Origin of the sequence: Nonomuraea sp. NPDC049784 (assembly GCF_040659615.1) — a bacterium.
Lineage (GTDB): Bacteria > Actinomycetota > Actinomycetes > Streptosporangiales > Streptosporangiaceae > Nonomuraea.
The window spans coordinates 1-11,384 of the sequence record NZ_JBFAMX010000319.1; the positions used below are offsets into that span (position 1 = coordinate 1).

Annotated in this window: 12 protein-coding genes and 1 pseudogene; 6 read left to right on the top strand and 7 right to left on the bottom strand. The window is 67.3% G+C overall.

Annotated elements, in window-relative coordinates:
• From AB0J09_RS40495 to AB0J09_RS40510, 4 genes and pseudogenes are all read right to left on the bottom strand, one after another.
• Positions 1–451, bottom strand: a pseudogene (locus tag AB0J09_RS40495) (IS5 family transposase); the annotation flags it as partial.
• A 76-nt stretch (positions 452–527) separates the two neighbouring features.
• Positions 528–2,579 (bottom strand): NACHT domain-containing protein, encoded by a 2,052-nt coding sequence (locus AB0J09_RS40500; protein WP_360703153.1) that lies wholly within the window; start codon positions 2,577–2,579, stop codon positions 528–530.
• A gap of 86 nt (positions 2,580–2,665) precedes the next feature.
• The gene (locus tag AB0J09_RS40505; RefSeq protein WP_360703156.1) at positions 2,666–2,929 is read right to left on the bottom strand and encodes a hypothetical protein; all 264 of its coding nucleotides are present in this window, start codon (positions 2,927–2,929) and stop codon (positions 2,666–2,668) included.
• Positions 2,930–2,991: 62 nt separating this feature from the next.
• Positions 2,992–3,519 (bottom strand): hypothetical protein, encoded by a 528-nt coding sequence (locus tag AB0J09_RS40510; RefSeq protein WP_360703159.1) that lies wholly within the window; start codon positions 3,517–3,519, stop codon positions 2,992–2,994.
• Here AB0J09_RS40510 and AB0J09_RS40515 point away from each other — a divergent pair.
• The 3 genes from AB0J09_RS40515 to AB0J09_RS40525 all read left to right on the top strand — a co-directional run bounded on the left by AB0J09_RS40515 (position 3,506) and on the right by AB0J09_RS40525 (position 6,136).
• Positions 3,506–3,685: a hypothetical protein gene (locus AB0J09_RS40515; RefSeq protein WP_360703160.1), complete on the top strand. Its 180-nt coding sequence runs from the start codon at positions 3,506–3,508 to the stop codon at positions 3,683–3,685. The genes AB0J09_RS40510 and AB0J09_RS40515 overlap by 14 nt on opposite strands.
• 607 nt (positions 3,686–4,292) lie before the next feature.
• The gene (locus AB0J09_RS40520) at positions 4,293–4,424 is read left to right on the top strand and encodes a transposase (protein WP_360703163.1); all 132 of its coding nucleotides are present in this window, start codon (positions 4,293–4,295) and stop codon (positions 4,422–4,424) included.
• Positions 4,425–5,047: 623 nt separating this feature from the next.
• Positions 5,048–6,136, top strand: coding sequence for a hypothetical protein (locus AB0J09_RS40525; protein ID WP_360703165.1), 1,089 nt, complete (start codon positions 5,048–5,050; stop codon positions 6,134–6,136).
• 1,098 nt (positions 6,137–7,234) lie between these two features.
• On the opposite strand, the gene AB0J09_RS40530 is transcribed toward AB0J09_RS40525, so the two are convergent.
• Positions 7,235–8,179 carry an aminoglycoside phosphotransferase family protein gene (locus AB0J09_RS40530; RefSeq protein WP_360703168.1) on the bottom strand — a complete coding sequence of 315 codons (945 nt, stop codon included), beginning with the start codon at positions 8,177–8,179 and terminating at the stop codon, positions 7,235–7,237.
• A gap of 153 nt (positions 8,180–8,332) precedes the next feature.
• Between AB0J09_RS40530 and AB0J09_RS40535 the strand changes: the two genes are divergently transcribed.
• Positions 8,333–8,467: a hypothetical protein gene (locus AB0J09_RS40535; RefSeq protein WP_360703171.1), complete on the top strand. Its 135-nt coding sequence runs from the start codon at positions 8,333–8,335 to the stop codon at positions 8,465–8,467.
• Positions 8,413–8,628, top strand: a complete 216-nt coding sequence (locus tag AB0J09_RS40540; RefSeq protein WP_360703173.1) for a Tn3 family transposase — start codon at positions 8,413–8,415, stop codon at positions 8,626–8,628. Before AB0J09_RS40535 ends, AB0J09_RS40540 begins: the two co-directional genes overlap by 55 nt.
• Here AB0J09_RS40540 and AB0J09_RS40545 read toward each other — a convergent pair.
• Together AB0J09_RS40545 and AB0J09_RS40550 are read right to left on the bottom strand one after the other, a co-directional pair.
• Positions 8,588–8,971, bottom strand: coding sequence for a hypothetical protein (locus AB0J09_RS40545; protein ID WP_360703175.1), 384 nt, complete (start codon positions 8,969–8,971; stop codon positions 8,588–8,590). The genes AB0J09_RS40540 and AB0J09_RS40545 overlap by 41 nt on opposite strands.
• Positions 8,972–9,234: 263 nt before the next feature.
• A complete protein-coding gene (locus AB0J09_RS40550) occupies positions 9,235–9,981 on the bottom strand; it encodes an alpha/beta hydrolase (RefSeq protein WP_360703178.1) in 747 nt (248 codons plus the stop codon).
• 613 nt (positions 9,982–10,594) lie between these two features.
• Between AB0J09_RS40550 and AB0J09_RS40555 the strand changes: the two genes are divergently transcribed.
• The gene (locus AB0J09_RS40555; protein ID WP_360703181.1) at positions 10,595–11,173 is read left to right on the top strand and encodes a site-specific integrase; all 579 of its coding nucleotides are present in this window, start codon (positions 10,595–10,597) and stop codon (positions 11,171–11,173) included.
• The last annotated feature ends 211 nt before the right edge of the window (positions 11,174–11,384 follow it).

The window sequence follows — 11,384 nt, forward strand, 5'->3', positions numbered from 1 at the left end:
GCCTCGACGAGCAGGTGCAGTTTGGTGGTCAGCCCGCCTCGGGATCGTCCGAGCGCCTGCCGGTTTTGCGATTGCTTCGTATCGATCGTCCCGCCATCGTCCCCCTTTTGCGGGCCCCGGCGGCGTGCTGATGGGCGCGAGCGATGGTGGAGTCGATGCTGACGGTGAACTCGACCTGGCCGATCGAGTCGTCCTTAACCTGAATCTCCTCCAGCAGCCGGGCCCAGGTGCCGTCTTCTTCCCAGCGTTTGAACCGCTCATAGCAGGTCTGCCAAGGCCCATACCGTTCGGGGATGTCCCGCCACGGCGCGCCAGTTCGCAGCCGCCACAAGATGCCGTTGATCACCTCCCGATGATCACGCCAGGGGCGGCCCCGCCCGTCAGTCACCGGCAGCAGCGGCTCGATCCGCACCCACGCCTTGTCGGTCAGCTCACCACGTCGCACCACGATCGACCATTCAAGCGTGAACGTTGATCATTTGTCAGACACTCCCTAGTGCATGTGGTTTGAAACGCGATCGCTGGGGTCATCGAGGCGGTGCGGCGGCGAGGTGGTCATGCAGGTCGGCGTGGCGGAACTGATAGACCGGGCCGACCGCGCGCAGCAGCCCGAGTCGGTGGGCGTCATCGAGAAAGTCCATGAGTCGCCAGGGAAGCCGTCGTGTGAGGGCGAGCCGGGAGATCGCGATGGTGCATACCAGCCATGCGTGGTGGTTTCCAGCCGTGGGTCCGAACACGAGCCCGAACACGAGCCCGAACACGAATCCGCCTGCGAGCCCGAACACCAACCCGAACACGAACCCGACCGTGAGCCCGACCGTGAGCCCGACTACGAGCCCGACCGCGAGCGTTCGAAGGAGGGTGAGCGTTCTGTCGGATCGCCAGGTGGAGTGGGGGGTGCTGGTTGATGTAAGGGTGGGCCGCTCTGCCCATTCGGCCAGCTTGACCATGAGCCCAACCACGGGCCCGAGCACGATCCCGGCCGCGAGCCCGAACACGAACCCGGACTCATCCCCGCCCGTGAGCCCGCCCGTGAGCCCGACCGTGAGCCCGACCACCTGCCCGACCGCGAGCCCGCCCATGAGTCGGGTCTTAATGGTGTGGAGAGGAGGCAGGGGGCGTCCACGGAGGCTGGCGTAGCCGGGTGTTTCGTCAACCCATGTCCTACTTGCGAGCCCGAGTACGAGCCCACTCGCGAGCCCGAACACGAGCCCGAATACGAGGCCGGTAAGACGCCTGATGTGAGGTGTGGTGCGTGCGATCCGCCACCAGGCGATGTCGCGGGTGGTGGCCGGCGGGAAGGCGTGGGCGAGATAGGTCAGGTAACGGTGGGTGGCGTCCGGATCGAGGCTGCGCCGGGGCCGGAAATGGTGTGCGGGATTGGCGCCTGGTGGCCGGATCCTTTCGCGCGCGATGAGGGCGGGGATGAGCCGGTCCAGCAGATGGCTGCGCAGCGCGGCCGTGCCATCGGCCAGTAGGCCAGTGAGCGGAGCGGGGTCGGTGCCGGGTGCCATGTAGACGGCGCGGATCAGCCACAGATCCAGCGGCGTAATGGCGGTCTTGGCGGGGCCGGGGGCGACGTGAGAGAGCAAGGCGTTCAGAACGGGCTCCCAGGCGCGAGGCGGCTCTTCGGCAAGGCACGATCTCAGGTAGTCGGCGGCGGCCTGGGGGGTGAGCGGGGCAGGAATGACGACGGTGGCGCCGGTGAGCGGCCGTCCGGCGGCGGCAGCGGCGAACTCGGCGGTGCGGCTGGTCAGGATGATCTGGTCGCTGGGGCGCAGCGAGGCGTTCAGCGCGGCGATCACCTCGGCCCGGGCATCCTCGCCGACTTCGTCCAGGCCGTCCAGGACGGGCAGGATGTGCCCGCCTTGGACGAGCGCTGTCGCCGCGCCGGTTCCGAGTTCGGGGGCGGCAAGGGCCGGGTAGTCCTGAGTCAGCCGGTCGGCCAGCCACTCCTGCAGGCCGGGGTGGACCGTGCGATCCCAGCCGGAGACCGGCAGCAGGACCGGCACCGGGACGACGTCGCCCTTGGCCGCGTCGGCCTGGTCGGCGGCGCGGCTGGCCAGCAGCTGCAGCAGCAGCTGCACTGCCAAGGTGGTCTTGCCCATGCCGGGCTCGCCGGTGATGACGAGCCGACGGTACTTCAGCGCGCGGAAGTCACGTGCCAGGGCGGCGATGTTGTCGCTGCGTCCGGTGAGGATGAACGGCGCCTGCGGGATGATGAGCTGGGGCTGATTCATCACGCGCCGGTCGTCGGTGGGTCGCCATATCACCGGGATTGGTTCAGGGTCGTGCAGCGATCGGAGCCGGGCCTCGGTCTCCCACTGCTGCTGGACCAGACCGGCCAGCACCTGTTCGGGCGTGGGAGTCTCGGCGCGCAGGGCCGCAGCGGTGCCGGCGGGAGGAGGTTGCTTCGCCCAGGCCACCACAGCGGCGATGGCCGTTACTGCGGCGAGCGCGACCGCGGCCACGTCGGCCAGGTTAACCTCGGCGCCGGGCTTAACCGCGCGCGCCACCACGACCACCACGGTGGCAAGAGCGATGATGGCCAGCGCGGCGGCCGCGATCCTCCACGGCATCGGACCTCGCCTCACCCCGCCATCATGGCCGAGCAAGGAAACAGCGACGACCACCGCGCGAAAATCGTGACCGATCGGTCAGCTCGTCATCGATTCGGCGAGCCGGGCTCAGAATTCGGCGCCAGGGATGGCGGCCAGCCGTGCCGGGTGGCGCGGACATGCTGGAGCAACCGGTCGACGTCCAGGCGAACCCGGTCCGGTTGTGTCCGCAGCGCCCGGCGCACGGCCTCGCGTTCGACGTCGATGTCCTCCTCGAGAGGGATGCTCTCGTCGAAACGTAGGTGGACGGCCGCTCGTACGGCATACAGCAGGTCATCCCGGGTGTGCTCCAGCGGCGGGCTGGTGCTCATCGTGCCTCTTCGTTGTTATGGCCAGGCCCGGCAGGGGCGTCACACCGGATGTGCCGTGGGGGTTACCAGCCGCCGGAGTCTCCGCCGTAGTGGGACTGCAGGATCTTCGCGGTGTCGCCGGCCATGCGAGCGGCGCCGCGCATGGCCGGTAGCAGGTTTTCGCTGTCCGGCAGCGGGGCCAGTGCGTCCTGCAGGGCGGCCGCAAGCGTGATCATCGCTGCGGCGATGTCGTCGATGTCTTCGGGTGTGGCGTCGAGAAGTTCACTCTGGCCGTACTGGAGCATGGTCTCCAGATCGGCGCGGCGGGCGCCATGGGAGTAGCGGCGCAGCAGGTGCTCGCCGAGCAGTTCGGTCAGCAGCGCGACGGTGCGGTCGCACGCCTCGTCGCAGATGGCGAAGGCGTCACGGCGGGGCATGGCGTACTGGTCGAGCAGGCCGCTGACGGCGCCGGCGATCACGAAGCCGCGGCAGGCGTGGGCGAGGGTGACCGGCGCGCTCTGGCCGTCTGGGTTGGTGGCGGCGGTGATGTCGCCGGCCAAGGTGGACAGCCGGCCGGCCAGCGTGCCGGTCGGCGAGTTGGGAGTCGTCATCGGCACGTTCCCCTTGTTCGCGATCGACGGTGAGGCGGCGTACGGCGTGGTGCTTGTTGCTGTGCTGGCCTTAGATGCGCAACGTGTCCAGGCGGACGTGACCAGCCATCCCAACGACGGTGGTGGGCAGGTCCCGCCGCGGATGAGCTGGGCGACGATGGTGTGATGGCCAACGCGGACCGGGGGCGGAATGGGCGCCGCGTCGTTCGGCTCGCACGTCGCCCGGGCCAGTCTCCGGGGCCAGCTCCCCGTCCCGCTCCATGTTCTGCGAGGATGCCGCTGGAGGTTGTGATCAGGCCAGGACCGGACGCCACTATCGGAGGGTACTTCTGGGGAGACGTCATCCTTAGAGGTTCGTCTGAACACAACCGCGGCACCCTCGCGGCCGCCAGCATGATTCGTGGGCGCCTAAGGGAGGACTCGTGGACCCATGCGTGATATGCGCGTGCGCGTAAAGGGGGCCCGAAAGGTCCGAAAGACGCAGGTCGAGGGGCCGCGGAACTCTGGATCGTTGCGTCTGGCTTTCGCTCTGGGTTCCACCCGTGGCCGCGTGTCCGGCAATCAGAACTGTCAGGATCGTCGTCACACTCCGTGTCATGACCGGGTGGCAGCCATCTGGTGAGCGCCGGTGCGTGAACGACGTCATGCGGGTACGGTCGTCGCGTGGATGCGCGCGCTGAGCGGATCGCCTTGTTCCTGACCGTACTGAGGCGCCCAGCAGATTCCGGACAGTTGGCTATATAAGCTGACAGAAGTCTGGAAGAGGTAGGTACGTGACGAGGCGTCGCAGGCAGTTCTCGCCGGAGTTCAAGGAAGAAGCCATCCGCATGGTGCTGGAGGGCGGTCGGACGGTCAACGCGCACCCCCCTGTCTGCCACTGCCGTCGCGACCAGGTCCGGCGATAGCCCTACAGCCGCGCGGCCCAGAAAAGGGGATCGCGGCTCTCATCACGCACCACCGGCACGGGCGCGTTCGATGCGGGCCTTCACGGTCGGACTCGCCACCATCATCAGGGCCCGCGCGTGAACGGCTGCCAGATGACGTCGGCGCGGCAGGCTAGTTCCGCGCGGCCGCGCAGCGCGGAACTAGCGCCGCGGCGTATACCAGGGCACTAACCTCAGCAGTAGATCGAGGGTTCGGGCGGCGGCCCGCCGTATACCGTCGCGGGAAGCGAATGCCGATCCCAGCGCGACAGCGGCGAACACCGCGAACAACAGCGCCAGCCCCGCGCCGACCAGCAGTAAGGCAATTCGGCCTGCGGGAAGGCAGGCGATTGCCGCTGGCGGGAGCGCCCACCAGGTCCACCGTCTGTTCCCCTTCGGGTTTTCTACCGGTCTCTTCCCGCGTCCACCACTCATCCCAGCCGCTTCCTCTTTCTGACTTGTCGCATCGCGAGCCAGCCCCACCCGTGGAGCTGTCGAACTCAGTTAGCCAGAGACGAATTTGGTGATTCGCGGCCACCTCGCGGGGTTGTGAAGGCCAAGATGGGTCCATGCCCAGACGCGGGCCGAGCAGGGCTGACCGCGAGGTGATCGCCTATCTGGCCGAGCGAGGTCTGCGATGCTCGCCCGCCCGGCTGGAGCGGTGGCGGCACGCTGGCTTACTGCCTGCGAATCGGCGACGCGGCGGTGGCCGGGGGTCTATCTCGACGCTGGAACCCGAGACGGTCGAGATGGCCGCCGCGCTGGCCCGGCATGCCCGCCAGGGCCGCGACCTGCGTTTGGCTGTGGTGGACTGGTTCGCCGAGGCCGGCGTGCCGCAGCCCGGCCGCCTCATGGTGCCCGAACCTCCACCGGCCGCTGTACATGCTGCTCTGGTGTGGATGAGCGCTACGTGCCCGATTCGCAGGCTGATCGGGCAGGCACGCGAGGCCCGCTCGGAGCTGGACGTCGACGCCTTCTACCGGGTGGCTGGCAACGCCTTCGACAACGAGCCCATCGCCCCGATCGCCTTCGACGTTGCCGACATGCGTGCTGCCCTTCTGGCGCGACGGGACCTGGACGAGGACTCGCCGTCCCGGTCGTCCGGCCGGCAAGCGGTGGTTCAGTTGATCGCCGCTGCCGGGTTGGGGGTGGCCGAGATCGGCGCCGACGCCTTCATCGAAGCGCTGGCCACCTTGTTCCCCGTCCTGCCCCTGGAGGATCTGCAGAGCGTGCTGGGCGACTTTGACCGCTCGGCGCAGATGGACATGCTGTTGAAGCAGCTCGCCGGGTTCGGCGTGCCGCCCGTGACGCAAGCGGTCGGAATTCGCGAGCTGAGGCAGGCACGTACGGTGCTGTATCAGCTGAGCGGCGTCGCCGCGTTCTATCGGGGGTATGCGCTGCTGATGCCGGATACGGCTGGGCTCGCCGCTCTGCGTGCACGCGTGGACGAGCTCGGCGCCGGGCATCTGTTGATGATGGTGACGGGCTGGAGCCTGACGAGAAGAACGCGAGACTTCGCGGCCGGCCTGGACGTCTGCATGCAGCCGTGGGCGGTTCGGCTGAGCGATGAGCTCATGAAGCAGATGATGGACGGACCGCCGCTGCTCGGCGGGCCGGACGGCGCGCACACCGCTGAGAAGTTCATGAACGATTGGCTCGCCGCGATCAAGAGCCTCGCTCCTGCCGAGCAGTAACGCCGCCTGTTCTCTGGCGTCGGCTCAATGTTTTGGCCTGCGCCAACGCGCTTGTGTGTGCTGGGTGACAGCACTCTTAGTACAGGGTCCACCCCAACACGGGCGCCCCGCCACACCAGGCTTCACCTGAGCCGTCCGCCGCTCCGCTTCCTCGTGCAGGGCCTCGATGAGAAGGAACTCCAGCCATAAGTCCACCTCTAGGTTGTTCAGAACTTCCACAGGGACCTCCTCGTTTACAGACGCCCCAATAGCCTCAGGCGTTGACGGTAGGTGCATGACGAGCCATTTATGCACAAGTGATCAACGGCGAAGCGGAACTACTCCGGCAGCAGGCCGGGGCAGTCCGTAGGAAGTTTCCGCGTGGACTGCAGGGAGGCCAGCATGTCGGCGGTTGCAGCTGATTCAGGCCACGGCGCTGCGCTGCTCGATCACATGAGCAGGCTCAAGGTCGGTACGAACCGCTGGTAACAGTGCTGTATTCGAAGCGTGTGGTATTCCTGGGTGGGCTGCCACCCTGGAGCACGACCAGGCCGCCGCACCCGCCGACCCCGCACGCTGACAGCCCGGCCCCGCCGCACCTTCCACCCCCGCCGCGGCGCCACGGCCGAATATCCGCCATGTGCTCACGGCATGAAGCAGGCCAGCGCCTTACCTCTCGCACAAGTGACCGCACGCCATCAGGGCGTCGGAGGGTACCCCGGGGTGCCCCGGCAAACCCGTACAAGAGAGTTTTGGAGGGACCATCGAACACCGTCTGCTCGGACAGACCGGACTGTCGGTCAGCAAGATGTGCCTGGGCGCCATGATGTTCGGCCCGTGGGGCAACCCCGACCACGACGAAGCCACCCGCGTCATCCAGGGTCCCCCGTAGCTTCGGCCGAAAATCCAACAGGTATGCCTCTGGCCTGCATAGAGAGGCAGGGCCCAGGTCTGGCCCACCAGCCTGAGACCTCTGCATAAGCACAGGTGAGCGGCATATCCGTTGGATCCTGCGCCATCACTACCGGGACCCCCCCTTGATGCGAGTGCGACCGGCCTTCGTGCAGGGGTCTGTGCGGCATGCCAGAACCGGAAGGGCGACCAGCAGGGAACCCGCAGTTATCCGAGGCGCCGTAGCGCTGTCTCGATAGCGACCTCGACCCGGGAAGTCATGCCGGGCACATCGACGGGACGGCGCCCAGCGACCTGACTACGGATCCACTTCGGCCCGCTATCGTCATAGTGCAGCAGGGCATACAGGTCCCACCACGGATCGAGAGTCACCCCGGCGATCGACTCATAGAGCGACCGAAGCTGCTCCGACCACTCGGGCGAGTAGAGCGCCGCCAAGTATCGCCGACAGTGCCCGACGTCAATCGCGCGCGCCCCCCGATGGATGGAGTTCCAGTCGGTCAGCCCAGTGATCCTCCCGCGCGACCACAGCATGTTGACAGGCAGGAGATCGCAGTGCAGAAAGACGGCAGTGTCCTTTGGTGGCGGCGCCGCCATGACACCAAACGCCGCCTTCCACACAGCCGGCTTCTGCGCGTCGACCGGCACCTGAAACCCGTCTAGAGGGGCGATCCAAGAATCCGTCCAAGGTCTGAACATCTTCGCGGGGAGATCGAGGGAATGCAGGAATACAGCAATCTCCGCGATCCTCGTCATCCACGACCGAGGTTCCGCCGGATTGAGGTGAACATGCCCCTGCAACCGTGTCATCAGCAACGATGGCGCGCCCCCCGTCGAAGCACCAGCAACATCAGTAGCCAGGATGCTTGGAACCGGGAGCCCGCTTCCCGCCACCACACCAAGGTTGGCGATCTCCTTCTCCAAGCTCCCCTGCAGGTCAAGCCCGCCCGGGTACTGCCGCAATACGACGAACGTTCGCATTCCACGTCGCTCGACAGTCAGCCGATTCACGGCGGAGCAGACGCCACCGGTCAATCGGCGATAGCCAACGATGCGACTGCCCCGACCCATTGACGCCGCAACCCAGGCGAGAGTCTCCGCGGAGGGCCGACGCTGCCGGAACCCGCCATCCCTCCAGTCGCCGTCGGTCATGAGCGCGAGCCTATTCGTCAGGGGCCTGCGGCAATAGGGGTTTTCTAGCCCGCCAGAGGCAGTGACCCGGCTGCTGGATGGCCGTCACCATCTGGAACGGTTCGCGATGGAGCAGGCGGGTGAGGTGGACTACCTGATCACCGCGCCGTCGCAATGATCGAGGGCCTGCTACGGCACTGCACCAACGCCGAGATCGAGGCCAACTACACCGACACCCACGGCGCTGTTGTTACATGGTCGGGTTCGCCTTCACCGAACTGCTGGGATTCAAGCTGCTGCCCCGGATGAAGAACATCGGTGCGATCGAGCTGTACAGTCCCGACGCCATCCAGACCGCCTGGCCGAAGGTGGACAAGATCCTCAAGATGCGGCCGATCACTGGTGGAGGGGCGTTATTCCGACCGTGCGCTATTCCTCAGTCTGGAGGGACGCTCGCGGTGGCTCCGTGAGCAGTGCGGCCGCCCAGAGGAACACCTTGGGATCCCCGAGGCCTGAGTCGGTGAGCCATTGAGCGGCCCGGCGCGCGTCTTGCTCGTCCTGGATCAGCCCATTGGAGGCCGGCTGGATGCCGGTGGCTTGGGCAACCTCGGTAACCAGGCCCCCGATGCAGGTCCAGGTGTGCCAGCTTCCGGTGTCGAAGCCGACCAGTTCGAAACCCAGCCGCCGCTCGCCGGAGCCGGGGAACTTCTCACGCCGGATCAGCCGCTCCGGGAGGCTGCCGTCCCAGCCGCCGTCGGCCATATCGGCCTGCAGCCCCGGAACATCAGCGGCAGCGAATCCGACCCCGAGCACGTGCAACCCGAATCGCCGGCCTGATTTCGGGCGATCTCAGCCTCCTGGGGACTGGCGAACCAGTGATCCCAACCACTGGAATCCACTGGCACCAAGTCCACCACGCAGTCGCTCAGCGACAACAGACTAGGGCCAGGCAAGTCGGCGTCCTGCCAATCTTGCCGATCAGTGCGTGTAGCGACCCGATAGCCGGCAAGGACGTAATCCAGTTCCATGGCACTATTCCCTCTCACTGACGCCGGGCAGGTATTGGGCACCGGTGGTCAGGAGCTACTCAGGTGCCGAGCGAAGAATCGGATCGAGCTGTCGATTTCGAAAGACGGGATTCGGAAGTGGCCGCCGGGGTTGGCGTGCAGGGTTTTCTCGGCGGAGCCGAGTGCGTCGAACAGCTTCATGACCGAGTCCCGCGGCTGGCCTTCATCGTCCCACTGCAGTACGAACTCGACCGGGATCGTGATCCGCGCCGCGATGTCGATGAGCCAGTCGCTTCCGACGAGGCCCAAGACCGCGGCTGTGATCCGAGGTTCGGCCGCGACGAGGCGGATGCCCATCTCACCGCCCTGGGACAGACCGTAGTACCCGACGGGCTGGCTGTCGCCGACGGAATCCAGTTTCTGGAGCGCGTCGAGGGTGGTCTGCCAGTCGGGGATGAGCTGCGCCGCCACGGTTTCGTTGAGGGCGGGCCACTCCGGGCAGGACCGGAAGGACTCGCCCGCGGCCTCTCGTTCCTGGATGAGTGCGACAAGCCGCCGGATTTCCGGGTGTTCCGGCCTGTCGCCGGTCCCTGGGGCGTCGATCGCGGCGACCGCGAAGCCGCAGGAGGTGACGTAGGGGAAGGCCCGGGAGACGACCTCCCATCCCTTCTTGTGCTGGCCACCGCCATGCCCGATCAGGACCAGTGGGCGGGGACCGGTGCCCTCGGCGGGCGTCCAGAGCACCCCAGGGATGTCTCCAACGGTGAAGAGTTGCTCGCGGATGCCGTCGGTGCACGTGTCCGAGGTGATGCGCATGGCGATATTAGACCGGCATTCCCGCTGACGCGCGAGTCGATTATCTGCCCGTCATTAACCGGCTGCTAGGAAGTACATCCGAGGGGCATTGGCCCACATAATGTACGTGATAATGATCTATGATCACGTACTTGAGCGATCATGGCGGTGCCGCGACCAGGACAACCCCTTGCCGGGACGGTGTGCGACTCCCGCACGTTATCCGGTACATCGTTCGGACCGGCACGGCGACTGCCGCCCGGCGGCCGGCATGAGCGCCGTCCCGAAGGTCGCCGCGCTACGGGGTGGGGACGTCAGCCTCGCCGCGGCCGCCGACGCCTTCCTCGCCACCCCTCGTACGGCCAACCCAACACCCACCGCGCCTACGCCTCGGCCATCGACCGGACCATCGCCCTGCTCGGCCGGGACCGTCCGCTCGCCGAAGTCGCCGACGCCGAGGTCGGCCAGGCGCTCGCCGAGCTGTGGGGCGGACGCGCGCCGGCGACCTGGAACCGCAACCGCGCCGCCGTCACCTCCTGGCTGCTGTGGTGCCAGACCAAGAAGCACTGGGCCGCCCCGTCGGTTCCGGCTGAGGCCGAACGCCGCAAGGAAAAGCGCCGACGAGACCCGCGCGGTGACCAAGACCACCATCCACCGGCTGCTGTCCCGCCGCGACATCCCGCTGCGGGAAAAGACGCTGTGGCGGATGCTCTATGAAACGGCCGCCCGGGCCGCGGAGATCCTGGCGCTGAACGTCGAGGACCTCGACCTGGAGCACCGCCGGGCTCCCGTCCGTTCCAAGGGCGGCGCGATCGAGTGGGTGTACTGGGAGCGCGGCACCGCTCACCTGCTGCCCCGCCTGCTCCGGCTCCCGGACAGCAGCACGCGTACCCGTGGCCCGCTGTTCCTGTCCGAACGCCGCCCCGTCCCGGCCCGCCGCCCGCCGGCCGCCGACATCTGCCCGCACACCGGCCGCGCCCGCCTGGGCTACGACCGTGCCCGCGTCCTGCTGGACAAGTACGCCGGACTCGACCTGCACCAGCTGCGCCACTCCGCCGCCACCCACCTCGGCGAGGCCGAGATCCCGCTGCAGCTCATCATGGGCAAGACCCGGCACAAGAACCCCCGCACCGCCATGCGCTACGTCAAACCCGGCGCCGAGACCATCGCCAAGGTCACCGAGGTCCTGGCGCCCCGCCGCCGTACCCATTGATCAACTGAGTGGCAGCTCGCCGGAGCTGTAGGAGTTCTGGGCCATCGCGACCGCTAACAGGCGAAGAAGCCGCAGGTCGCTACCGCCAATTTCTGCACTCAGCCAGTCTCGAAGGCCTTCCCTGGTATTGAGTCAGCGCGGGGGCCGGGAGGCGAGGTAGCGGGGGAGATGATCGTCGCAGCAGGCCCAGCGGGTGCCGGACTTGTCGGTA